This is a genomic window from Arthrobacter sp. Soil_C_49 (assembly GCF_057656635.1).
The window spans coordinates 79,840-103,303 of sequence record NZ_JBDGJZ010000001.1 but is presented as its reverse complement, the minus strand read 5'-3'; the positions used below and the strand labels follow the sequence as shown (position 1 = coordinate 103,303).

20 protein-coding genes are annotated in these 23,464 nt (G+C 67.0%); 9 read left to right on the top strand and 11 right to left on the bottom strand.

Going from position 1 to position 23,464, the window contains the following annotated elements; all coding sequences use genetic code 11:
* Nucleotides 1-12: 12 nt before the first annotated feature.
* Complete coding sequence (locus AC3A4Z_RS00465) at nucleotides 13-3,528, bottom strand: S41 family peptidase (RefSeq protein WP_498709326.1); 3,516 nt, start codon at nucleotides 3,526-3,528, stop codon at nucleotides 13-15.
* Nucleotides 3,529-3,604: 76 nt separating this feature from the next.
* On the opposite strand from AC3A4Z_RS00465, the gene AC3A4Z_RS00460 reads away from it, so the two are divergent.
* Nucleotides 3,605-4,498 (top strand): TIGR01777 family oxidoreductase, encoded by an 894-nt coding sequence (locus AC3A4Z_RS00460; RefSeq protein WP_498709324.1) that lies wholly within the window; start codon nucleotides 3,605-3,607, stop codon nucleotides 4,496-4,498.
* 27 nt (nucleotides 4,499-4,525) lie between these two features.
* On the opposite strand, the gene AC3A4Z_RS00455 is transcribed toward AC3A4Z_RS00460, so the two are convergent.
* Complete coding sequence (locus AC3A4Z_RS00455; protein WP_498709323.1) at nucleotides 4,526-6,259, bottom strand: serine/threonine-protein kinase; 1,734 nt, start codon at nucleotides 6,257-6,259, stop codon at nucleotides 4,526-4,528.
* Between the two features lie 163 nt (nucleotides 6,260-6,422).
* On the opposite strand from AC3A4Z_RS00455, the gene lipB reads away from it, so the two are divergent.
* From lipB to AC3A4Z_RS00435, 4 genes are all read left to right on the top strand, one after another.
* Nucleotides 6,423-7,091, top strand: a complete 669-nt coding sequence (gene lipB / locus AC3A4Z_RS00450; RefSeq protein WP_493971576.1) for a lipoyl(octanoyl) transferase LipB — start codon at nucleotides 6,423-6,425, stop codon at nucleotides 7,089-7,091.
* Nucleotides 7,088-8,107: a lipoyl synthase gene (lipA, locus tag AC3A4Z_RS00445; RefSeq protein ID WP_498709320.1), complete on the top strand. Its 1,020-nt coding sequence runs from the start codon at nucleotides 7,088-7,090 to the stop codon at nucleotides 8,105-8,107. Before lipB ends, lipA begins: the two co-directional genes overlap by 4 nt.
* 100 nt (nucleotides 8,108-8,207) lie before the next feature.
* Nucleotides 8,208-8,960: a DUF4191 family protein gene (locus AC3A4Z_RS00440; protein ID WP_493971577.1), complete on the top strand. Its 753-nt coding sequence runs from the start codon at nucleotides 8,208-8,210 to the stop codon at nucleotides 8,958-8,960.
* Between the two features lie 79 nt (nucleotides 8,961-9,039).
* The gene (locus AC3A4Z_RS00435) at nucleotides 9,040-9,498 is read left to right on the top strand and encodes a DUF3817 domain-containing protein (protein WP_498709319.1); all 459 of its coding nucleotides are present in this window, start codon (nucleotides 9,040-9,042) and stop codon (nucleotides 9,496-9,498) included.
* Between the two features lie 12 nt (nucleotides 9,499-9,510).
* Here the strand turns inward: AC3A4Z_RS00435 and AC3A4Z_RS00430 are convergent, their stop codons facing one another.
* A complete protein-coding gene (locus AC3A4Z_RS00430; protein ID WP_498709318.1) occupies nucleotides 9,511-9,948 on the bottom strand; it encodes an RDD family protein in 438 nt (145 codons plus the stop codon).
* A 279-nt stretch (nucleotides 9,949-10,227) separates the two neighbouring features.
* Here AC3A4Z_RS00430 and glnA (AC3A4Z_RS00425) point away from each other — a divergent pair, with 279 nt between their 5' ends.
* Nucleotides 10,228-11,652, top strand: a complete 1,425-nt coding sequence (gene glnA, locus AC3A4Z_RS00425; protein WP_050055503.1) for a type I glutamate--ammonia ligase — start codon at nucleotides 10,228-10,230, stop codon at nucleotides 11,650-11,652.
* Between the two features lie 253 nt (nucleotides 11,653-11,905).
* Here the strand turns inward: glnA (AC3A4Z_RS00425) and AC3A4Z_RS00420 are convergent, their stop codons facing one another.
* The 4 genes from AC3A4Z_RS00420 to glnA (AC3A4Z_RS00405) form a co-directional block, all read right to left on the bottom strand.
* Nucleotides 11,906-12,448, bottom strand: a complete 543-nt coding sequence (locus AC3A4Z_RS00420; protein ID WP_498710035.1) for a GNAT family N-acetyltransferase — start codon at nucleotides 12,446-12,448, stop codon at nucleotides 11,906-11,908.
* Nucleotides 12,445-12,888, bottom strand: a complete 444-nt coding sequence (locus AC3A4Z_RS00415) for a VOC family protein (protein ID WP_498709317.1) — start codon at nucleotides 12,886-12,888, stop codon at nucleotides 12,445-12,447. Before AC3A4Z_RS00415 ends, AC3A4Z_RS00420 begins: the two co-directional genes overlap by 4 nt.
* A gap of 85 nt (nucleotides 12,889-12,973) precedes the next feature.
* A complete protein-coding gene (locus AC3A4Z_RS00410; RefSeq protein ID WP_498709316.1) occupies nucleotides 12,974-15,985 on the bottom strand; it encodes a bifunctional [glutamine synthetase] adenylyltransferase/[glutamine synthetase]-adenylyl-L-tyrosine phosphorylase in 3,012 nt (1,003 codons plus the stop codon).
* A gap of 9 nt (nucleotides 15,986-15,994) precedes the next feature.
* Nucleotides 15,995-17,335, bottom strand: a complete 1,341-nt coding sequence (gene glnA / locus AC3A4Z_RS00405; protein ID WP_050055506.1) for a type I glutamate--ammonia ligase — start codon at nucleotides 17,333-17,335, stop codon at nucleotides 15,995-15,997.
* A 267-nt stretch (nucleotides 17,336-17,602) separates the two neighbouring features.
* Here glnA (AC3A4Z_RS00405) and panB point away from each other — a divergent pair, with 267 nt between their 5' ends.
* Nucleotides 17,603-18,499: a 3-methyl-2-oxobutanoate hydroxymethyltransferase gene (panB, locus tag AC3A4Z_RS00400; protein WP_498709315.1), complete on the top strand. Its 897-nt coding sequence runs from the start codon at nucleotides 17,603-17,605 to the stop codon at nucleotides 18,497-18,499.
* Between the two features lie 57 nt (nucleotides 18,500-18,556).
* On the opposite strand, the gene AC3A4Z_RS00395 is transcribed toward panB, so the two are convergent.
* Entirely contained in the window at nucleotides 18,557-18,724 is a 168-nt protein-coding gene (locus AC3A4Z_RS00395) for an SPOR domain-containing protein (protein ID WP_493954359.1), read from the bottom strand.
* Between the two features lie 120 nt (nucleotides 18,725-18,844).
* On the opposite strand from AC3A4Z_RS00395, the gene map reads away from it, so the two are divergent.
* Together map and ppgK are read left to right on the top strand one after the other, a co-directional pair.
* Nucleotides 18,845-19,723 (top strand): type I methionyl aminopeptidase, encoded by an 879-nt coding sequence (gene map, locus AC3A4Z_RS00390; RefSeq protein WP_493971582.1) that lies wholly within the window; start codon nucleotides 18,845-18,847, stop codon nucleotides 19,721-19,723.
* Between the two features lie 151 nt (nucleotides 19,724-19,874).
* Nucleotides 19,875-20,678 carry a polyphosphate--glucose phosphotransferase gene (gene ppgK, locus AC3A4Z_RS00385; RefSeq protein ID WP_498709313.1) on the top strand — a complete coding sequence of 268 codons (804 nt, stop codon included), beginning with the start codon at nucleotides 19,875-19,877 and terminating at the stop codon, nucleotides 20,676-20,678.
* A gap of 122 nt (nucleotides 20,679-20,800) precedes the next feature.
* On the opposite strand, the gene nrdR is transcribed toward ppgK, so the two are convergent.
* The 3 genes from nrdR to AC3A4Z_RS00370 all read right to left on the bottom strand — a co-directional run bounded on the left by nrdR (nucleotide 20,801) and on the right by AC3A4Z_RS00370 (nucleotide 23,375).
* Nucleotides 20,801-21,307 (bottom strand): transcriptional regulator NrdR, encoded by a 507-nt coding sequence (gene nrdR, locus AC3A4Z_RS00380; RefSeq protein ID WP_498709312.1) that lies wholly within the window; start codon nucleotides 21,305-21,307, stop codon nucleotides 20,801-20,803.
* A gap of 144 nt (nucleotides 21,308-21,451) precedes the next feature.
* On the bottom strand, nucleotides 21,452-22,834 hold the full coding sequence (gene hisD, locus AC3A4Z_RS00375; RefSeq protein WP_498709311.1) for a histidinol dehydrogenase: 1,383 nt from the start codon (nucleotides 22,832-22,834) through the stop codon (nucleotides 21,452-21,454).
* 4 nt (nucleotides 22,835-22,838) lie between these two features.
* The gene (locus AC3A4Z_RS00370) at nucleotides 22,839-23,375 is read right to left on the bottom strand and encodes a hypothetical protein (RefSeq protein WP_498709310.1); all 537 of its coding nucleotides are present in this window, start codon (nucleotides 23,373-23,375) and stop codon (nucleotides 22,839-22,841) included.
* Between the last annotated feature and the right edge of the window lie 89 nt (nucleotides 23,376-23,464).

Genomic DNA, 23,464 nt, shown 5'->3' with positions numbered 1-23,464 from the left:
TGGCCTTTGCGGCTAGGGCTGCCGGCTTCCCTGCCGGCGTGCCGGCAGCGGCGCGGGGCGGAGCCGCCGGTAGCCTTCCCGGGCCGGCGGGCGGTCCGTGGGAAGTTCCTGCACCATCTCCTTCAGGGCACCGATGCCGTATTCGAGCTGCGGATCCCGGCCGGCGGCGTAGGCGTGCGGCGGATAAGCCACTTCGATGTCCGGGTCCACGCCGTAGTTTTCAACGTCCCAGCCCACGCCGCCGCTGAACCAGTTGGCGTACCGCGGCTGCGTGACTCCGGTGCCGTCGGCGAGGGAGAACCTGTTGTCGATGCCCACCACTCCGCCCCAGGTGCGGGTTCCGATCACGGGTCCGATGCCGCGGAGCTTGGACACCTGGGTGATGATGTCGCCGTCGGAGCCGGCAAATTCATCGGCGAGGATGATGACCGGCCCGCGCGGGGCGTGGTGCGGGTAGGTCCGGGGCTTTTCGCCGCGCGGCATGCTCCAGCCGGTGACTTTACGGCCGATGAGTTCGGCGACCAGCTGGGAGGTGTGGCCGCCCCGGTTGCGCCGCACGTCCACAATGAGTCCGTCCAGGGCTGTTTCGGTGTCGAGGTCCCGGTGGAGCTGGGCCCAGCCATTGGCCATCATGTCCGGAATGTGCAGGTACCCGAAGGTTCCGCCGGACGCCTCACGCACGGTCCGCCGGTTCGAGGCCACCCACTCCTGGTACCGCAGGCGCTCCTCATCCTTCACCGGAACGACGGCGACCCGTCGCTGCCTGCCCGTCCCCTCGCCGTGGGCGGTGCCGTTGAGCAGTGTCAGCTCGACGGCACGGCCTGCGGCGCCCACCAGCTGCATGGCCGGGGTGACGGAGCGGGACAGCGGGACACCGTCGATGGCCAGCAGGATGTCGCCTGCTTTGGCGCCCACGCCCGGCCTGGTCAGCGGAGATGTTGCGAGCGGGTCCGAGGATTCACCGGCGAGGATGCGGGTAATTTCCCAGCCCGCCGGGGTGAGCGAAAGGTCCGCCCCCAGGCGTCCCTGGCCGTGGCTGCCGTTTTCGGTGACGGCCGCCGGCCGGACGTAGGCGTGGGAGGTTCCCAGTTCGCCGTGCAGCTCCCACAGGAGGTCCACCAGGTCGTCGTGCGAGCCGAGGCGGTCCACCAGGGGACGGTAGCGCTTGTGGATGGACTCCCAGTCCTGCCCGGCCATGTCTTCTGCCCAGAAGAAGTCGCGCTGCAGCCGCCAGGCCTCGTCGAAAGCCTGGCCCCAGACGCTGAGGGGTTCCATCATTATCCTGATCCGGCCCAGGTCCACCTTGACCAGGTCGCCCGAATCCTCGTCCACTTTCTTGTCCGCCGGGACAACAGTGACCTTCTTCTCGGAGATCAGCACTACTTTGCTGCGGTCGCCGGAGAGCCGGAAACTGTCCAGCGATTCCACGAGGGTGGTCTGCTTGCGCCGGACAAGGTCGAAACGCGACAGGCTGGGGCGCGCGTCTTTGTCCTCCTGGCTGGCTTTGCCGTCGCCGGTGACCCCGGCGAGGGCCCAGTCAAGCCACAGCAAAGCGCCGTCGGCAGCCTTCAGGGACGTGTAGTTGCCCTGCGGCACCGGGACGCCGATGACGCGGTGGGCCAGGCCCTCGGCATCCACGATGACCTCGGGAGCGGCCGCATCGTCCTGCTTCGGTTCCGTCCCTGCCCCCGCAACCTCGCCGGCGTCGGGATCCACTGAAGGGCCAAAGGGCGACGGCGTGTCTGCAGCCAGTGCCACAAGGTAGGGCTTGATGGGGCTGGGGAAGGAGAGGTCGAAGGAGTGCCCGTCGTAGACGGGGTCGAAGCTGCGGTTGGACAGGAAGGCCAGGAACTTCCCGTCCGGCGTAAACGCAGGAGACGTGTCCCGGAACCGCCCGTCCGTGACGTCCACCGGCTCCGCGCCGGGATCGGTCACCTTTGCCAGGCGGAGCCGGCTGCGCGAACCGAAGGAGGTGACCGGTTCGGACCAGACCAGCCACCGGGAGTCCGCGGACCACGCGAGGTCCGAAACGGTGCCTTCGCCAATGCTGGCCACCAGTGTCAGTTCCCCGGTCCGTGTATCGGCCGCATACACCTCGCCGAAGGACGTGCCCAGTGCAAGCCAGTTGCCGTCCGGGCTGGCCTCCAGCGAACTGGTCCGGGTGGGGTGCGGAAAACCAATGCGCAGTGGTTCTGCTTGCGCGGGTACCCCGGCCTTCGCATCGTCAGGAGAAGGTGCTTCCTCCGGGGCGACGTCGGCCTGCTGGTCATCCCTGACAGCGGGCGTCGTTGCCCCGGCGGCCAGGACTGCAGCGCCGGCAGCCGGGACCGGCTGCGGCAAGGGCACGCTCTCCTCCTCACGACCGGCCGCCGGGCCGGTTGGCCCGTCCGGAGGTCCGGCGGGCGTGGCTGCGGAGGGTGCGGCGGCGGTGGCGGGGACGGGCGCGGCGACGTCCTTGATGTACAGCGCTTCGACGCCGTCGTGATCGGCGATGTAGGCCAGCCGCCCGTCGTTCAGCGGCCTTGGCAGGCGCGCCCGCACCCCGGGTGTTGCTTCGATGATGCGCGATGGGCCGTCTTTGTGCCGGAGCCAGGAGATGGTGCCGTGGGCTTCCACCGCGCTGGCCGAACCGGCAGCGTCCGGGACTGCCTCGCCGAGGTGTTTGGCGATGTTAAGCAGGGTCGGCCGCCTCGACTGCGAAGCCGACCCCAGGGTGATGTCCAGCCGCACGGCGTCGGCCCCGAGCCCGGATAGCATCCACAGCTCACCCGCGGACTCGAAGACCACCCGCTTTCCGTCCGTGCTGGCGTGGCGGACATAGAAGTCCTCGTGGTCCGTGTGGCGCTGCAGGTCTTTTCCGTTGGGCAGTATGGAATAGAGGTTGCCGTACCCCTCGTGGTCGGACAGGAACGCAATGCGCCCGTCCACCCACATGGGATCGGCGAGGTTGCCGTCCAGGTCCGGCAGCAGGCGCTCAAACTCGCCATTGCCGTCGTTGTCTATCCAGAGCTTTCCTGCGGTGCCTCCGCGGTACCGCTTCCACCAGGCGGGCTCGCGGGACAGCACGCTGCCCACCACCACGGGCCGCTCATCTCCCACCTCCGGGCCGAAGGCCACCGACTCCACCGGTCCGAACGGCAGCTCTTCGGCCCAGCCGCCGTCGAGCGGGACGCTGTAGGCGTGTGTGTGCCTGCTTTCGGCCTGGCGGAACGCGCTGGTGACCACCACCGAGCCGCCGGCCGTGAAGCCTTTGACCTTGGTGGTGCTGTGGCCGAAGTAGGTCAGCTGCCGGTAATCCCCGCCGTCCACTGCCGCCGACACCACCTCCGGCGCCGTTCCCTGCACCACCGTCCACACCAGCCGCTGGCCGTCAGGCGTGAAGCGGGGGTTGCGGGCAGGTAGCTGGAGGGAGGAGACACGCCATGCGCGGCCGCCGTCCAGGGGCGCAATCCACACGTCGTCCTCGGCCACAAAGGTGACCAGGTCGCCGTGCAGGTGCGGGTAACGGAAGTAGCTGGAAGAGGTCATCGTTCGATCATAGTCAACCCCCACCCGGCGCTGTTGTAGGTGCCGGGACCGCAGCAGCCGTGGTGTGATGGACCCCATGCGCATAGTCATCGCCGGGGCCTCCGGGCTGATCGGAACCCACATGTCCGCAACCTTCCGCGCTGCCGGGCACGAGGTGATTTCCCTGGTGCGGCGCGACGCCTCGTCCGCGGCGGAAGTCCGCTGGAACCCGGCCGCAGGGGAACTGGACCCGAACGCACTGGCCGGAGCCGACGCCGTCGTAAATCTCTCCGGCGCCGGTATCGGGGACAGGCCGTGGACACACAAAAGGGTGGCGGAGCTCTTCAGCTCCCGGCTTGGTCCCACCCGGACCCTTACCGATGCCATGCGGCGGTTGGATTCCCCACCGCCTGTGTTTATCAGCCAGTCCGGTGCCGGTTACTACGGTGATGCGGGAAACACGGTCCTTCGGGAAGATGCGCCGCAAGGGACCGGAACACTGGCCCGGATCTGCGGTGAGTGGGAGGCCGCGGCTGCCGCCGCCCCAACCGGTGTGCGTGTGGTGACACCGCGCACCGCGGTGGTGCTCAGCCGTAAGGGGGGTGCCCTGGGCAGACTGCTCCCCCTGATCCGTCTCGGCGTAGGCGGCCCGTTGGGAAACGGCCGCCAATACTGGCCCTGGGTCACCCTGCCGGATATCTCCGCCGCTTTCCTCTTCCTGCTGGAATCGGAGGTGAGCGGGCCGGTCAACCTCTGCGCCCCCGAGGAGGCCGACGTCAACGCGCTCGTGGCCGCCCTGGCCCATGCCCTCCACCGTCCCGCCGCCCTGCGGGTTCCTGCCCCGGTACTCCGGCTGGCGATGCGGAACCTGGCCGAGGAACTGCTGCTCGCCAGCCAGCGGACGGAGCCCGCCCGGCTTGTGGCTGCCGGATTCACCTGGCAGCATCCGACACTCGCCGAGGCGGCGCAGTGGGTGGCCGGCAAGGACTAGCGGCTCCCGGCCCCGTCTGCGGACACGTTAAGGGCCGGGAAGGATTTCGCTGACCCGCCACTTGCCGTCCACCGACACAAGCACCACGCGGAGCCGCTGCTCCGGGCCCGCGGCCCCGGCTGCCACAACGGCACCGTAGGCGTCCTTCTCCTCGTAGGCGGACGAGGCGGATGTCACGGCCACTACTGCGCGGGCTGCTGTTCCCGCCTCCACTGCCTGCACCTGGGACAACGTGCTGGAGAATCCGGCAAGGGTGTGTCCGGAAGCCCGCAGCCGCCCGCCGATTTGAAGGTCTGCTGCGGCGGCGCCGGAACCCGAATGGTTCACTTCGTCCAGCAGTTCCAGCCTTCCTGTACTGAACGCGAGGGACCTCAGCGATGACAGGCCCCGGACGGCCACCCCGGGATCAGGTGATATTGCCTCCTGCCGCGCGGCGTCGACGGGGTCCGCCTGCGGCGCCGGGACATGATGCGTTTCCGGGCCGGCTGCTGCGGTTCCCGCACTTTCGCTGGCGGGAGGGGAACCGGGTCCTGCTGCTGTGACCCCGGCGCCCGTGAGCCACCAGCCGCCCGCCACCGCTGCGAGGGCCGCGGCGGCAACGGCGCCCCGCCGCACCCGCGGGCCGCGTTCGCCTCCAGTGTGCCGGCCCTTCCGCGCGGGCCTGTCCTTCCGATGGTCCCGCGCGATATGGTCCGTCCCCTGGTCCCGCGCGGGCCTGTCCTTCCGCTGGCCCCGCGCGGCCCCGTCCGTCCGCTGGTCTTCGGCGGCATGGCCCGGCGCCGGGAACGGCAGCTTCCGCGGCGCGCCAAACTGTCCTGCCCATGCCGACGTCGCCACGCGCCTGCGCAGGCCGTCGAACCTTTGGCGCAGCCCGCCGGGCTCCTCCCGCGCGTGCAGGCGGGTCACCAGTTCGGGAAGGACCGTGGGATGGACTGCGGGCGCGAGGTCAAGGGGCAGCGGCGATGCGCTGCGGTACACCGCGGTCCCGAGGGCTGCTGCCGTGGGCCGGAGCCGCCGGTCTTCGGTAAGCCCGGACTCCAGGGCCGCGGCGAGTTCCCGGGGGACCTCCGGAACCAGGAGCGTCAGCGGCGGACGGTCCGCCGTGCGTTGCGGAGGCGCCCCCGTGAGGCAGAACCAGCCCAGGGCGGCAGCCGAATAGACGTCGCGTTCGGGTTGCAGGCCCGCCCTCACGGCGTCTACGGGTGCCGGGTCCATAAAACCGGGCGTGCCCCGGCCAGGAGCGGAAGCAGGATCGCCGAGCATCCGGGCGATACCGACGTCGGACAGCATGGGCTTCCCCTGGCCGGTGAACAGGACGTTGCCCGGTGAAACGTCGGCGTGCGTAAACCCTTTGCCGTGCAGGTATCCCAGCGCCTGGGCGATGGGCGTCAAAACTGTCACCGTCTCACCGACGCTGAGCCTGCCCCTTGCCGCCACCAGGTCCGCGAGTGAACCGGCCGGCGCGTAATCCATGATCAGGGCGGTGGTGCCGTCAGCGCCGTCTTCCACAGTCACGGCGTTGTGGGCTTTGATGAGGTGGGGATGGTCCAGGACTGACAGGATGCGGATCTCCCGGCGGATGCCCTCTTCCGTCATCGCTTCCCCGCGTGCTGCCCTGCGGCCGGCACGGCGGAAGCACTTCAGTGCAAACTCGCGGCCGCTCCGTTCCTCCCTGGCCAGCCATACTCCTGAGCTTCCGCCCTGGCCGAGCAACCGCCCCACGGAATAGCCGGGGACCCTTGGGCGCTGCGATTCTTCCATAACCTATGTCTAGCCGAATCCGGAACGGCGTGCAGAAGTTATCCACAGGCTGGCCCCGGCCTGCGGCAACGGTTTTTGGGGCTGCTGGGGGCTGGCTCACTGGACAGGGTGAGCTTCAGCACTAAACCGGGCGCGGAGCCGCCCAAGGTCTAAGCTGGTTCCCATGACTCTTGAGTTTTCACAGCTGGGTCTTGCTCCGGACTTTGTGGACTACACCCGCGGTTGGGCCATTCAGAGCGAACTCCATGACAACGTCGTTGCCGGAACGGCCCCGAGCACAGTCCTCCTCCTGGAACACGCCCCGGTCTACACCGCCGGTAAACGGACCGAGGACCATGAGCGGCCCTTCGACGGTACCCCTGTGGTCCCGGTGGACCGCGGCGGCAAACTCACCTGGCACGGCCCGGGCCAGCTGGTGGGTTACCCCATCATCAAGCTGAAGAACCGCGCCGGCATCCGCGATTACGTGGAGCGCCTCGAGTCCGTGATCATCACAGTGCTCGCCGACTACGGCATCCAGGCCGTCCGGATTAAAGGCCGCGCCGGCGTCTGGATCACGGCGGACGAAAAAGGCCCGGACAGGAAGATCGCCGCCATTGGCATCCGGGTCCACGAGGGCGTCACCATGCACGGATTCGCCATCAACTGCAACAACGATCTCACCCCCTATTCACAGATCATCGCCTGCGGCATCACCGATGCCGGCGTGACAACCATCGCCCAGGAAACCGGTTATGACGTTGCCCCGGCAGACCTCGTTTCCCGGATCACCGAAGAACTGCGCAAGAATGAAGACGCCCTGGTCGCTACCCCCGAAGGAGCTCTACTGTGACATTGGCACCTGAAGGCCGGAAGCTTTTGCGCGTTGAGCAGCGCAACTCTGCTGTTCCGGTGGAGCGCAAGCCGGAGTGGATCAAGGCCAAGGTCCAGATGGGCCCGGAATTCGTCGGGCTGAAGAACCTGGTGAAAAAAGAGGGCCTGCACACGGTGTGTGAGGAGGCCGGCTGTCCCAACATTTTTGAGTGCTGGGAGGACAAGGAAGCCACGTTCCTGATCGGCGGGTCCGAGTGCACGCGGCGGTGTGATTTCTGCCAGATCGATACCGGCAAGCCCTCCCCTGTGGACATGTTCGAGCCCACCAAGGTGGCCCGGTCGGTGCAGGCGATGCAGCTGCGCTACGCCACGGTGACCGGTGTGGCCCGTGACGACCTGGCCGATGAGGGTGTGTGGCTGTACGCCGAGACGGTCCGGAAGATCCACGAGCTGAACCCCGGGACCGGGGTGGAGCTGCTGATCCCGGACTTCTCCGGCAAAACCGAGCACATCGCCGCGATCTGTGACTCGAAGCCCGAGGTGTTCGCGCACAACGTGGAGACCGTGCCGAGGATTTTCAAGCGGATCCGGCCGGCGTTCCGGTACGAGCGGTCCCTGGATGTGATCACGCAGGGCCGGAACCTGGGTATGGTGACCAAGTCCAACCTGATCCTGGGCATGGGTGAAACCCGCGAGGAGATCTCCGAAGCGCTGAGGGACCTGCACGAGGCCGGGTGCGACCTGATCACCATCACCCAGTACCTGCGCCCGAGTGAGCGGCACCTGCCGGTAGACCGGTGGGTCAAGCCCCAGGAGTTCGTGGACCTGCAGGACGAGGCCACCGAGCTCGGCTTCCTCGGCGTCATGTCCGGCCCGCTGGTGCGTTCCTCCTACCGGGCCGGCCGGCTCTGGGCCACCGCCATGCGGAAAAAAGGCCGGGACATCCCCGCCGAACTCGCCCACATCGCAGAAGGCATCCAGGACTCCGGGACCACCCGCCAGGAAGCAAGCTCACTGCTCGCCGCGCATTCCTGAGGGCAACCATCCGAGACACCAAAGACAACACCCCGAAGGGCCGGCACCGGAGAACTCCGGTGCCGGCCCTTCGGCTTTGGTCACGTAGAATTGAGGCACTATGGCGAAATCCCCTGATTCCAGCAACCCCACTCCTGCGGGCTCGAGCGCAGTGAAGCGCGGCCTCTTCTCCCGCAAGCCGAAAGAAGCGAAGGTCAAGAAGCCCAGCCGGCTGAAGCAGATCGGCGAGGTCTTCAACATGACCCGCCGCCATGACCCGATGGTCCCGTGGCTGATGCTGCTGGTCTTCGTGGGTGTTGTGGCTCTCAGCTTCCTGGTGGGCTTCTTGCTGGACAACTGGATCACGGGCCTGATCATCGGCATCCCGCTGGGTCTGCTGGGCGCCACCCTCATCCTCTCGCGCCGCGCGGAGCGCGCCGCGTTCGCGCAGATCGAAAACCAGCCCGGCGCCTCCGGCGCTGCCCTGGGGACGCTGCGCCGCGGCTGGATCACCGAGGAACAGCCTGTGGCGGTTAACCCGCGTACCCAGGACGCAGTGTTCCGCGCCATCGGCCGTCCCGGCGTCGTGCTTGTCAGCGAAGGACCCAGCCACCGCGTGAAGCCGCTGCTGGACGCGGAACGCAAGCGTCTTGCCCGCATCCTGCCCAACGTCACCGTCCACGTCATCGAGAGCGGACGGGGAGAGGGCCAGGTGCCCATCAGCCAGGTGGCAAAGAAGATGGGCAAGCTGAAGAACGAACTGACCAAGCTTGAGGTCAATGCCGTCTCCAAGCGCATCGCGTCGCTGGGCAACAAGCTCCCCATCCCCAAGGGCATCGACCCCTACAAAGCCCGCCCCAACCGCGGGCGCTAGGCCAACCGCCCCGGTATCCGGCTACCCGCCGGTACCGGGGCTTTTTCGTGCACCAACACCGCCAGGAGGACACAGAAGCGTGAACCACAACAAGCTGACACAGGACCAGACGGACGTCCGGGTGGAGGAGGACCAGTTCAAGGAAGGGCAGGTCAACGAGGGCCGGGCAACCGAGGGCAACGCCGTCACGCCCGCCAAGACCCTGGCGCTGCGCACCTTCCGGATCTTCGCCATCGCTGAAGCGTTCAGCTGGGCAGCGCTCCTGATCGGCATGTACTTCAAATGGATTGCCGGCACGACGGAAATCGGCGTGCAGGTGGCGGGCCCCATCCACGGAGCATTGTTTGTTGGCTACGGGATCACCGCACTGGCGCTTTGGCGGCTCCAGCGCTGGCCGTTTGTGGTGGCGCTGTTCGCCGGGATATCGGCAGTGTTCCCCTTTGCCACGCTCTGGTTCGAGCGCTGGGCCGGCAAGCGGGGGCACCTTTCCGCCGCTGCAGGCGAGGCCGCGGCCGCAAGGGAGACCAGCCGGGTCTGAAGCCCGCGGATCCTACCGGCGCAGCAGCAGCGTGTTCATCGCCTTGTCATGGAGGCCGCGGTGATCGGGGTCGAAAATAACGGCAGGGATGACCAGGCACAGCAGGACGGACCTCACCAAAGCAGCGAGCGGTCCCGGCGCTCCGCCCCCGGCGCGCACCACGTGGATGCCCATGGCACGGTGCCCGATGCTGTAGCCGAGTGTGCCCACCAGGAGGATCTGTTCGACGGCGAAAATCGCCAGGTTCGCCCAGGCGTCGCCCCCGAAAGCGAAGTTGCTGATCAGCAGTGCGATGCCCCAGTCGATCAGGATCGCAACGATCCGGCGGCCTGCCCGGGCGATGGAACCGGGCCCGGACTCCGGCAGCCCGAGCCGTTCGCCCGGATATTTGGATATGCCGGAGGTGTCAGGGCCGGTGAGCCAGGAGCCAAGGTCTTTGCGATCTACCACCGTCCAAGTTTACCCGCGTTCACTCCGCCCACAGTGTGGAAGCGGTTAGACCACAGTGTGGACGGCAGATAGCGTTGCCATATCAGGGCATTCTGTAACCTGCCCGAAACAATACGGACACGGACGGGAAATGCCCCATCCATAGGCTGTTAGCAGTTTCAAGCGAATCCCCCGGCAGGGTGCACATCAGCAGGGAAACCTCGTGGTCTCCCTGCCTTTGGATTGCGTTGGATCCGATGGCTGTCACGCCAGATATTTACATATGCGTTAGGAGCATAGATGTTCAAGACTGCGGACGAAGTCCTCAAGTTCATCAAGGACGAAGATATTAAGTTCGTCGATATCCGCTTCACCGATCTCCCGGGTGTCCAGCAGCACTTTAACGTCCCGGCCAAGAGCGTTGACGCCGACTTCTTCATCAACGGCCAGCTCTTCGACGGATCCTCCATCCGCGGCTTCCAGGGCATCGCCGAGTCCGACATGCAGCTGATCCCGGACGTCACCACCGCGTTCCTGGACACCTTCCGCATGGAAAAGACCCTCGCGCTGAACTTCTCCATCGTCAACCCCCGCACGGGCGACCCGTACCACCGCGACCCCCGCGGCGTGGCCGAGAAGGCCGAAGCGTACCTGGCCTCCACCGGCATCGCAGACACCGCATTCTTCGCTCCCGAAGCAGAGTTCTTCGTGTTCGACAACGTCCAGTACCAGTCCTCCCCGCAGGGCAGCTTCTACAAGATCGATTCCGAGGAAGCACACTGGAACACCGGCCGCGAGGAAGAGGGTGGAAACCTCGGCTACAAGACCCCCGTCAAGGGCGGTTACTTCCCGGTCTCCCCCACCGACAAGCAGGCTGACCTGCGCGACGCCATGTGCGTTGCCCTGGACGAAGCCGGCCTTGAGGTCGAGCGCAGCCACCACGAAGTTGGATCCGCCGGCCAGGCCGAAATCAACTACAAGTTCACCACCCTGACGCACGCTGCCGATGACCTGCAGAAGTTCAAGTACGTCATCAAGAACACCGCAGACGCCTGGGGCAAGTCCGTGACCTTCATGCCCAAGCCGGTCTTCGGTGACAACGGCTCCGGCATGCACTGCCACCAGTCGCTGTGGAACGGCGGCGAGCCGCTGTTCTACGACGAGAAGGGCTACGCCGGCCTGTCCGACACCGCCCGCTGGTACATTGGCGGCCTGCTCAAGCACGCCTCCGCCGTCCTGGCCTTCACCAACCCGACGGTGAACTCCTACCGCCGCCTGGTCAAGGGCTTCGAGGCCCCGGTCAACATGGTCTACTCGCAGGGCAACCGCTCCGCCGGTATCCGCATCCCCATCACGGGCACCAACCCCAAGGCCAAGCGCATCGAGTTCCGCGCACCGGACCCCTCGTCCAACCCGTACCTGGCCTTCGCTGCCCAGCTGATGGCCGGCATCGACGGCATCCGCAACCGCATCGAGCCGCCGGCACCGATCGACAAGGACCTCTACGAGCTCCCCGCAGAAGAAGCCAAGGACATCCCCAAGGCTCCGGGCACGCTTGAGGAAGCCCTGGAGGCCCTGGCCGAGGACAACGAGTTCCTGCAGGCCGGCGGTGTCTTCACCCAGGACCTGATCGACACCTGGATCGAGTACAAGTACGAGAACGAGATCCGCCCGCTGTCGCTGCGCCCGAACCCCTACGAGTTCGAGCTCTACTACGGCGTCTAGTCTCCACAATTCACGAGACACCAAAGGCGGCCACCGGAACACTTCCGGTGGCCGCCTTTTTGGTGCCCTGCTCTAATCCTCGCCTGAAGGTGGGAATCCGGCTCCAGACGTGCTGAGACCGGGAGCCGGATCCCCTGACGAGTGTCCCCCGAGACGAAGACTAAGGAAGCCTTCCCCCCAACAAGGTTTGAAGAACACCGCCAATCCACATGATCTGCCAATCCGGGACCGAGTGCAACGCCGCACCGTACGGTTACGCCTGGCCGGCTGCTCCAAACGGCCTGAACATGGTCCGTTGGGGGCCTGAGGAGCCCCCCAGGTACCGGCCGCGGTCTTCGAACCCGGCCCGGCGGTAGGCGGACAGGCCCGCCGGATTGGCTTCGTTGACGGAGAGGACGACGCCGGCCTCTCCGGTCCCGTGGCGGCGGCTCAGTTTTTCAGCGGCCGCCACCGCCGCGGCAGCGCCCAGCCGGCCGTAGCCTCTGCCCTGCTGGCGCCGGTCAATGAGGAACCCGCGCAGCAGCCAGGCCGAATGGTCGTCCGGCCAGCCGGCAAGCCTGGCTGCCCCTGCCTGCAGCGTGAGCACCCCCACGGCCTGGCCGTTGGACTCAATCACGTAGGGACGGCGGGACTCCTCCGCCAGCCCCGCCAGGGCCATCCGCAGCGGGTCGCCAACAAACTTCTCCTGCCCGGGTCCCAGTTCCAGTCCCGCCACCGCCTCCAGCTGGATGGCGCGGGCGTCGTCGTCGAGATCCTGCAGCGAAATAAGCCAGACGCTGGATCCCGCTGCGTTCAGGACTGCTGGCCGGCGTCTGCGCTGCCCGCGGCTGACTCCGCCGGGGCCCCGGCAGGGTCCATCCAGAAGACCTCCCAGAGGTGCCCGTCCGGGTCCTGGAAGCTGTGGTTGTACATAAAGCCGTAGTCCTGCGGGTCCTGGGAGACGGACCCGCCATTGGCCAGGGCAGTACGCACGGCCTCATCCACTTCTTCCCGGCTGTCCACCGAGTAGGCGATGATTGCTTCCGCCGAGCCCTTAGCGCTGGCTACTTCCTTGGCGGTGAACGTCTTGAAGTAGGACTCCAGCAGGAGCATCACGTATGCGTTCTCATTCACGATCATGCACGTGGCATTCTCGTCCGTGAAGTCAGGGTTGAACGTGAAGTCCAGCGCCGTGAAAAAGTCCACAGTGCGGTTCAGGTCCTTGACAGGCAGGTTGAGGAAGGGTTGTTTTGGCATGCGCTCAAACTAGCACCCGCCCCTGACAGGTGTCAGCCGGTCCCCCGATTCCTCCCGCAATGGGCAGCCCGGGCCGCGCGCGTGGCTACTGGCCGTAAAAGACCCGCTCGAAGACCGCACGCGCCCTGCGGCTGACCCGCAAGTAGTCCTCCTCAAGGGCGGCGGCATGGCCTGGTTCGTAGCCGCACCAGCGCGCCACGGCTTCGAGGTCGCGCCGCGAGGACGGCAGCAGGTCCGAGGCTTTGCCGCTCCAGATGACGTTGGCGGACCTGATGCGGCTGGCCAGCCGCCAGGCCGCTGTGAGGAGCCGGGCATCGTCCCGCCCGAGCAGCCCAAGCTGCGTGGCGGCCTCGAGGGCGGCCACGGTGGAGGTGGTCCGCAGCTGCGGATGTTTGCCCGCATGCTGAAGCTGCAGCAGCTGGACCAGCCATTCGACGTCGCTAAGCCCGCCGCGGCCCAGCTTGAGGTGCCGGGCGGGATCCGCGCCGCGGGGCAGGCGTTCGGCCTCAACACGGGCCTTGACCCGCCGGATTTCACGGACATCCTGTTCGGACACGGTCTCGGGATAGCGGATGGGATCGATGAGCGCGAGGAAGTCCGTAGCCAGGGTATCGTCGCCTGCCATGGGCCGGGCGCGGAGCAGTGCCTGCGCCTCCCAGATCAGCGACCAGCGCCGGTAATACTCTGCGTACGAATCCAGGGAGCGGACCATCGCCCCGCTCTTGCCCTCGGGGCGCAGGTCCGCGTCCACCTGCAGCACCCGTTCGGCCATGATGGCGGGCTTCAGCGGCTGGGTGAGGAGGCTGGAGACCTTGGCAACAATCCGCGACGCCTGCTCCTGGGCTTCTTCCTCGGAGAAACCCGGCAGTGCCCGGTGGACGTACATCACGTCCGCGTCGGACCCGTAGCCGATTTCACGCCCGCCCTGCCGGCCCATGGCAACCACCAGGACCGCTGTTTTCAAGGGCCCCTTGGCGGACACAACGCCTTCGGCCACACGCAGGGCACCCAGGACTGCTGCCCTGTCGGTGTCCGCCAGGGCCGCCCCCACCGCGTCCTGGTCCAGCAATCCGGCGGAGTCGGCGATGGCGATCCGCAGTGTCTCGCGACGCCGGATCAGGCGGATCAGCCGCATGGCACTTTCCGGATCGGCGTGGCGGGACATCTTCGAGGTGATTTCCTGCCACTGTGCCTCGAAGCTGACCGGCACCAGGTCCTTATCGTGGCCGAGCCACGCCACTGATTCGGGCGAGACTTCCAGCAGGTCCGCGATCAGCCGCGAATTGGAAAGGACATGGCACAGCCGTTCGGCGGCCGCCTTCGAGTCCCGGAGCATGCCCAGGTACCAGTGGGTGGTGCCCAGGGTTTCGCTGACCCGGCGGAAGGCCAGGAGGCCGGCGTCCGGATCCACGCCTTCGGCCAGCCAGTCGAGCAGGATGGGCAGCAGCTGCCGTTGCAGCGCCGCCCGGCGGCTCACGCCGGCGGTCAGGGCCTCGATGTGGCGCATGGCGCCCTGAGGGTCCCGGTAGCCGAGGGCGGCGAGCCGGCCCTGGGCGGCTTCGGGCGTCAGCCTGGCGTCCTCGCTGCTGAGCTTGGCTGCCGTATTGAGCAGCGGCCGGTAGAAGATCCGCTCATGCAGTTCACGGACCGAGCGCTTGGTCTTCTGCCACGCCGCGAGCAGGGCGTCCGGGTGCGGGCGCTCGTTCGAAAACGGCCCCAACACCGCCTTGGCCAGCGCCCGGAGCGCCGGTTCGCCCACGGGCATGAGGTGGGTCCTGCGCAGCTGGAAGAGCTGGATGCGGTGCTCCAGGAGCCGCAAATACCGGTAGGCGTTGTCGAAGGCCGCAGCATCGGCCCGGCCGATGTAGCCGCCGGCGGACAATGCAGCGATGGCGGATGTGGTGTCGCGGCGGCGCAGCGATTCATCGGATTTGCCGTGCACCAGCTGGAGCAGCTGGACGGTGAATTCGACGTCGCGCAGTCCGCCGCGTCCCAGCTTGATCTGCCGCTGCTCCTCCGCGGGCGGGATATGTTCGGTGACCCGGCGGCGCATGGCCTGGACGGATTCAACAAACCCGTCACGGCTGGCCGAGCTCCAGATCAGCGGGGTGACGGCCTCTTCGTACAGTTGGCCAAGGACTGCGTCGCCGGCGATGGTGCGGGCCTTCAGCAATGCCTGGAACTCCCAGCTCTCCGCCCAGCGCGCGTAGTACGTCTGGTGGGAGGCCAGGGTCCGGACCAGCGGCCCGGATTTACCCTCCGGCCGAAGGTTCGCATCCACCTCCCAGAGCCCGGGTTCCCGGGCAACGGATGAGATGGCCCGGGAGATTCCGCTGGCCAGGGCAGTGCCGATGGTGGCAGCAGCAGCGTCGTCCAGGCCACCGGACTCCACCACGTAGATGACGTCGACGTCGGAAATGTAGTTCAGCTCGCGGGCTCCGCATTTGCCCATGCCAATGACTGCCAGGCCCACGCCGGCCACATCGGAGGCACTGAACTGGTTGGCAGCTTCAGCACGCGAGACGGCGAGGGCGGCCTCGATGGCGGCGCCGGCAAGGTCGGCGAGCTCCCCGCCCACGGACGGCATGAAGTCCAGGGGGTCGGCGGCGCACAGGTCCTTGACCGCCAGGTCCACGATGCCCCTGCGGTAGGCCGTCCGAAGGGCCGCGTAGGCGTCGGTTCCGGTGACGGCTGCGACCGGCCGGGCGGCACGGGGATCGGCCCCCACGGATTGCAGCAGCGAAGCACGCAGCTCCTGCGGATCAGCCGGCAGCGGCTCAGGACTGGGGCGCACCTCGAAGGCAGCGAGGTGTTCCGGGTGGCGGATGAGGAACTCCCCCAGCGCCTCGGATGCTCCCAGGACCCGGTACAGCGGTTCGCTGGTTTCGGGGTCAGCCGCGGCCAGCTCCCGCAGGGCCGGGTGCTTCTCGATCAGGCGGACCAGGGACTGCAGGGCAGTGTCCGGGCTTGCCGCCATCTGGAGCCCCGCAAAGAGCCTGTCTTCGTCCAGTCCTTCGAGCTCGCGGGCAGCGAGGAACCGCTCGCCCTTTTCGAGGTCGCTGAAGCCGGCGGAAATCAGGCGCCGTGCGAGGCTCACCACCGCTCCCTAGAGAATGCCCAGGTTGCGCTGCAGCTCGTAGGGCGTGACCTGGAGCCGGTAGTCCTGCCATTCGGCCCGCTTGTTGCGCAGGAAGTACTCGAAGACCTGCTCGCCCAGGATCTGGGGCATAAGTTCGGAGTCCTCCATGGAGCGGATGGCATCATGCAGGCTTGCCGGCAGCGGGTCGTGGCCCATGGCGCGGCGCTCGGCCGAGCTCAGCGACCAGACGTCGTCCTCTGCAGCGGCCGGAAGGTCGTAGCCTTCCTCGATGCCCTTGAGCCCGGCGCCCAGCAGCACGGCATAGGCCAGGTACGGGTTGGCTGCCGAGTCGATGCCGCGGTACTCGATCCGCGCCGACTGGCCCTTGCCCGGCTTGTACAGCGGGACGCGGACCAGCGCGGAACGGTTGTTGTGTCCCCAGCTCAGGTAGCTGGGAGCCTCGCCGCCGCCCCAGAGGCGCTTGTAGGAGTTCACGAACTGGTTGGTGACGGCCGTGAACTCGGGCGCGTGCTTGAGGATGCCGGCAATGAACTGGCGGGCGGTCTTGGACAGCTGGAATTCCGCGCCGGCCTCATAGAAGGCGTTGGTGTCGCCCTCGAACAGGGAGAAGTGGGTGTGCATGCCCGAGCCAGGGTGTGACGTGAAGGGCTTGGGCATAAAGGTGGCGTACGTGCCCTGCTGCAGCGCCACTTCCTTGATGATGGTGCGGAACGTCATGATGTTGTCCGCCGTCTGCAAGGCGTCGGCGTAACGGAGATCGATCTCGTTCTGGCCGGGTCCGCCCTCGTGGTGGCTGAACTCCACCGAGATTCCCACCGATTCCAGCATGGTCACGGCGGTCCGGCGGAAATCCTGCGCAACGCCGCCGGGGACATGGTCAAAGTAGCCGCCCTCATCAACGGGCACCGGTGCGCCGTCGGGTCCCGGCTCCTGGGACTTGAGCAGGTAGAACTCGATCTCAGGGTGCGTGTAGCAGGTGAAGCCCATGTCCGCGGCCTTGGCGAGAGTGCGCTTCAGGACGTTGCGCGGATCCGCAGCGGAGGGCTCGCCGTCCGGTGTAAGGATGTCGCAGAACATGCGTGAGGTCTGCTCAGTTTCGCCGCGCCACGGCAGGATCTGAAAGGTGGACGGGTCCGGCTGCGCCAGCATGTCGGACTCGAAGACGCGGGCAAGCCCTTCAATGGCTGAGCCGTCGAAGCCGAGGCCTTCCTCGAAGGCGCCCTCAACCTCGGCGGGCGCCAGGGCCACGGACTTGAGTGAACCCACGACGTCGGTGAACCACAGGCGCACGAAACGTACGTCGCGCTCTTCGATTGTGCGCAGGACAAACTCTTGCTGGCGGTCCATGATGGCCTCTTCTGTCGGTCAACGTCCATGCCCCGGTCCGCAGAGGAGGAAGCCGGAAAGCAGTTCACCAACACTGTACTAAGCAATTGGCGCCAGTGCTTGAGCCTGCGGGCCCCGTAACACAGCGTTAACACGTGGGCAGAGCCAAGGGCACCGGCCGCAGGGCCCGCACAGAGCCCGCCGCACCCGTAACTGTATGACGCGAATCACCCGAACGGGAGCCGCCGGCGCTGGTAAGGACTGCAGGTGCGGCACTACGCTCATGCCATGGCCACAAGCAACAGCTCCGACTCCAGCGTGCCCGCCGACGTTCCCGCCCCCTATGGCAGCGGACCTGCCCAGGGCGGCACGGCGGCTATTGCCCGGAAGCCGGCGAAGGTCCGGATCCACCACCTGCAGCAGGCCAAGGATGACGGCACGAAGTTCGCCATGCTGACTGCCTACGAGCAGTACACGGCGGAAATTTTCGACGCCGCCGGCATCGAGGTGCTCCTGGTGGGAGACTCCGCGTCCAACAATGTCTTCGGCAACGAAACCAGCCTTCCCGTCACCGTGGACGAACTGCTTCCCCTCTGCCGGGCTGTGGCACGTTCCGCCAAACGCGCGCTTGTGGTGGCCGACCTGCCGTTCGGCAGCTACGAGGTTTCGCCGGAGCAGGCGGTCGCTGCAGGTGTCAGGTTCCTGAAGGAGGGCCTCGCGCATGCCGTAAAGATTGAGGGCGGTAAATACTACGCGCCCACCGTCCGGGCCATGGTGCAGGCCGGGATTCCCGTGATGGCCCACATCGGCTTCACGCCGCAGAGCGAGCACGCGCTGGGCGGGTACCGGGTCCAGGGCCGCGGCGGCGACGCCCAAAGGTTGATAGACGACGCCGTCGCGCTGGCCGAGGCGGGCGCCTTCAGCGTGCTGATGGAAATGGTCCCCGCGGAGACTGCCGCCGCAGTGGACGCTGCCGTCAGCGTTCCCACCGTCGGCATCGGCGCCGGCAAGGAAACCACCGGCCAGGTGCTTGTGTGGCAGGACATGGCCGGCCTCAGGGGCGGCAGGATGGCCAAATTCGTCAAACAATATGCGGACCTGCGCACCACGCTCCTTGACGCCGCCGCCGCCTACGGCGAGGACGTCCGGTCCGGCCAGTTCCCCGGCCCGGAACACACCTTCTAAAAACCCGGCACTTGCGAAAGGCGGGCCGGCGTTAAGCCGGCCTGCCCGGCAAAGGTGTCAGTCGTCGTCGTCCTGCTTGTCCCACGCCTCATTGCGCGCGCGGACCTTTTCCAGTGCGTGCTCGGCTTCTTCCCTCGTTTGGTAGGGACCGATCAGCTGGCTCCAGTCCGACAGCCGGTCCTCCTCCACCTCGTGGGTCTTGATGTTGTACCAGTACTCGGTCATCGCTGTTCCCCGTTCTGCCGGCAGGAAGCTGCGGCGTGATGCGCGTAACTTAAATTCTTACGCGGCACGGACCCGCCTCCCGGTTGTTAGGCCTTCTGTGGTGCCTTATATGATCAATCTATGCCTTCCCTTGCCTCGACTGCACCCATCGGCACCCTCACCCCGGGAACCGTGAGCCCGCAGCGTCCAGTACCGGCGTCCATCCCCCGCCCGGAGTACGTCGGCAAACCGGCACCGGCCAAATTCACCGGTTCGGAGGTCAAGTCCGCCGAGACGATCGAGAAGATCCGCGTGGCCGCCAAAATCGCCGCGCAGGCCATCGTTGAGGTCGGCAAGCATATCGAGCCCGGCGTCACCACGGACCAGCTGGACAAGATAGGCCACGAATTCCTCCTCGACCACCACGCGTACCCCTCCACGCTCGGCTACCGCGGATTTCCCAAGTCCTTGTGCTCGTCGCTGAACGAAGTCATTTGCCACGGGATACCGGACAACACCGTGGTCCGCGACGGCGACATCATCAATATCGACATCACGGCGTACATCGGCGGTGTCCACGGCGACACCAACTACACCTTCCTCGTGGGCGATGTCGACGAGGAATCCCGGCTCCTGGTGGAACGGACGCAGGAATCCCTGAACCGGGCCATCAAGGCGGTCGCCCCCGGCCGCGAGATCAACGTGATCGGCCGTGCCATCCAGTCCTACGCCAAAAGGTTCGGCTACGGCGTGGTCCGGGACTTCACCGGCCACGGCGTGGGCGAAGCGTTCCATACCGGGCTGATCATCCCGCACTACGACGCCGCACCCGCGTACAACACCGTCATCGAGACCGGCATGGTGTTCACCATCGAACCGATGCTCACGCTGGGAACCGTGGAGTGGGACATGTGGGCCGATGACTGGACAGTGGTCACCAAGGACCGAAAGCGCACCGCGCAGTTTGAACACACCCTGCTGGTCACAGATACGGGCGCGGAGATCCTCACGCTGCCCTGACCGGCCCGCCACCGGCATCGCCCACGATCAAGTGCCGCCGCCGGTGACAAGAACCACCGCTGCTGAACAGCAGCCACCGCAGACTTAGCAACAACCGGGCCGGCTGCCCGCCGCCCCTCCCCTGCCCGCCCCTGCCACGAACGGAAACCCATTGGCCAAGAAGGACGAGAAGTCGCACAAGAACGCCCCGCTGATCGGCATCGACATCGGAGGCACGGGAATCAAGGGCGGCATCGTCGACCTGAAGAAGGGCAAGCTCCTGGGTGAACGGTTCCGCGTACCCACCCCGCAGCCGGCCACTCCCGAGTCGGTTGCAGAGGCAGTGGCGCTGGTGGTTTCCGAGCTCTCCGCCCGCCCCGAGGCCCCCGCCGCCGGCTCTCCGGTGGGCGTAACGTTCCCCGGCATCATCCAGCACGGCGTAGTCCATTCCGCGGCCAACGTGGACAAGAGCTGGCTCAACACGGACATCGACGCCCTCCTGACCGCCCGCCTGGGCCGTCCCGTTGAGGTCATCAACGACGCCGACGCCGCCGGGCTCGCCGAAGCGCGGTACGGCGCCGGTGCCGGGGTCGCCGGCACAGTCCTGGTGATCACGCTGGGCACCGGCATCGGCTCTGCCTTCATCTTCGACGGCAAGCTGGTGCCGAACGCCGAGCTGGGCCACCTGGAGATCGACGGCCACGACGCCGAGACCAAGGCCTCCGCCGTGGCCCGTGAACGCGACGGCCTGTCCTGGGACGAATACAGCATCCTGCTGCAGCGCTACTTCTCCCACGTCGAGTTCCTGTTCTCCCCCGAACTGTTCATTGTGGGCGGGGGCATCTCCAAGCGCGCGGACGAATACCTGCCCAACCTCAAGCTCAGCACACCCATCGTTCCGGCGGTCCTGCGCAACGAGGCCGGCATCGTGGGCGCCGCCATCGAAATCGCGCTGAAGCACAAGCTCGCCAAGTAGAAGGCACCCCCTGGATGCAGCAAGGCCCCTTCCGTTCGGAAGGGGCCTTGCTGCATGCAAAGTGATGCCGGTGGTGGCTGCGGCTTCCCCTCCACTGCCACCACCGGAGATGAGGGCGAGCCCTAGAGCGGGCTCTTTTCGGTGGTTTGGGCACCCTTCGCGGCGGTGCCCTTGGCGTCGTGTTCGGCTTCCTGGCGGAGCAGGGCGATGGCCGTTTCAAAGTCTTCGAGGGATTCAAAAGCCTGGTACACGCTGGCAAACCGGAGATAGGCCACTTTGTCCAGCTTCTGCAGCGGCCCGAGGATCACGAGGCCGACCTCGTGCGCGTCGATTTCGGCCGCACCTGAGGAGCGGATCTGCTCCTCGACTTCCTGTGCGAGCAACGCGAGGTCGTCTTCGCTCACAGGCCGCCCCTGGCATGCCTTGCGGACGCCGTTAATAACCTTGCTGCGGCTGAAGGGCTCCCCGACGCCGGACCGCTTGATCACGGACAGGCTGGTGGTTTCCACCGTGGTGAACCTGCGCCCGCATTCGGGGCACTGGCGGCGGCGGCGGATGGCCGAGCCATCGTCAGCCATGCGGCTGTCCACCACCCGGGAATCGGGGTTGCGGCAGAACGGACAGTACATGGCGTCCCTTCTTTCGCTTGGTGGCAGCTTGAGCGGTGCTCAAGGGCACAGAGGACCTTGCAGCGCCTTCAATTCTATGTCCCGGCATGGGGTAATAACAAGCGTGTAACTACTACATCTTGTGGTGGCCACTACTACATGGCGTTAGTTTGCGCCGGCAGTCCCGGGGAAGCGGGCCGTCACAGCTTCCCCGTGCGCGGGCAGGTCTTCGGCACCGGACAGGCTGACGATGTGTCCGCTGACCTCTGCGAGGGCTTCCCGGCTGTAGTTCACCACCTGGATGGCGCGCAGGAAGGTGGTGACGTTCAGGCCGGAGGAAAAGGCGGCCGTACCGCTGGTGGGCAACACATGGTTGGAACCTGCACAATAGTCCCCCAGCGATACCGGGCTGTAGTCACCCACGAAGATGGCGCCGGCATTGCGGATCCTCGCCGCCACGGCGGCGGCATCCCGGGTCATGATCTCCAGGTGTTCGGCGGCGTACGCGTCACAGGCTGCGATGCCCTGTTCCAGGCCGTCCACCAGGACAACGCCTGACTGGGGACCGGAGAGGGCTTCGCGGACCCGGGCCGAGTGTTTGGTGGCGGAGGCCTGCACGTCAAGCTCTGCGCGGACGGCTGCGGCGAGGTCCTCCGAATCGGTGATGAGCACCGATGCTGCCTTGGGGTCGTGCTCCGCCTGGCTGATCAGGTCCGCTGCCACCAGTGAGGGCCGGGCACTGGAGTCCGCCAGGATGGCGATCTCCGTGGTCCCGGCCTCGGAGTCGATTCCCACCACGCCCTTCACCAGGCGCTTGGCCGTAGCCACGAAGATGTTGCCGGGGCCGGTCACCACGTCCACCGGCTCCAGCGCAGGGCCGGACTCGGTGGCCGGCACCCCATAGGCAAACGCTGCGATCGCCTGTGCTCCGCCGATGGCGTACACCTCGGTGATGCCCAGCAGGGCTGCGGCGGCAAGGATGGTGGGGTGCGGAAGTCCGCCGAACTCCTTCTGCGGCGGCGAGGCCAGGGCGATGGACTCCACCCCGGCGGCGAGGGCCGGCACCACGTTCATGATCACTGACGAGGGGTAGACGGCCAGGCCGCCGGGAACGTAGAGGCCCACCCGGGCCACCGGCACCCAGTTCTGGCTGACCAGGGCGCCGTCGCCCAGTTCGACGTCAACGTTCCGGGGACGCTGGCCGTCGGCAAACCGGCGTGCCCGGCTGATGGATTCTTCCAGCGCCCGCCGCACGGCCGGGTCCAGCTGCTCAAGGGCGGTGGAGAGAGCCTCCTGCGGAACCAGCGGGTGGTCCTGTTCCACGCCGTCGAAACGGCGGGCAAACCCGGCCAGGGCCTCGAAGCCCCGCTGGCGCACCGCTGCAATGATGTCAAGGACCTTCTCCTCGGCGTCGGCCACTGTCTGGCCCTGGGCGCGCGGCACGGCGGCCCGAAGCCCCGCAAGGGTCAGGTTCCGGCCCCGGAGGTCAACGGTGCGGAAGCTCAGGGCGGCGGCAGGGGTAGCGGGAAACTCCGAAGAAATGGTCACCGCATCATTTTACGGGGCCAACCGCGGGGTGCCGTGCCTCCTCCGTGCCGCCGACGTCCTTCCTGCCCAGGAGGTGCATCAGCTCCAGCACAAACACGGACACGGCTGTGGCGGCAGGCCACAGCAGCAGCACCGGCCAAGCGCGCAGCGAAAAAGCGATGCTGGCGTTTGCGGTGGCATCGACGGCCGGGCCGAACAGCCGGGCTGACAACACCCCGGTCTGCCAGGCCAGGACCGCGCCGCACAGACCGCCGGCAAGGCCCATCAGGAGGTCCGCCTGCGGATCCTGGCGCTTTTTGTCGCCCAGGAACACTGCCAGCAGGCATCCTGCGAAGACCAGGAGCCCGGCCAGCGTGAGGTCCCTTGGAAACCACACTTGCGGGTGGGCGCCGTCGCCAAGGACCGGATTCCGGGTGATCAGGTTGAGGCCGCCCGGCGCCAGCAGCCACCAGAGAATCCCTGCCGGCACGCCAGCCACTGCCGGCAGCACGAGCAGGGCCCAGGGCAGCCGCGGACGAGCGCGTCCGGTCCGTTGTGTCATGCAACAAACCTTAACAGTTGTTCCGGCGGCTTAACTCCCGGACGCAGGGCTTGAAGGAGATTCCCCGCCTTCCCGGCAGGCCCATAGAG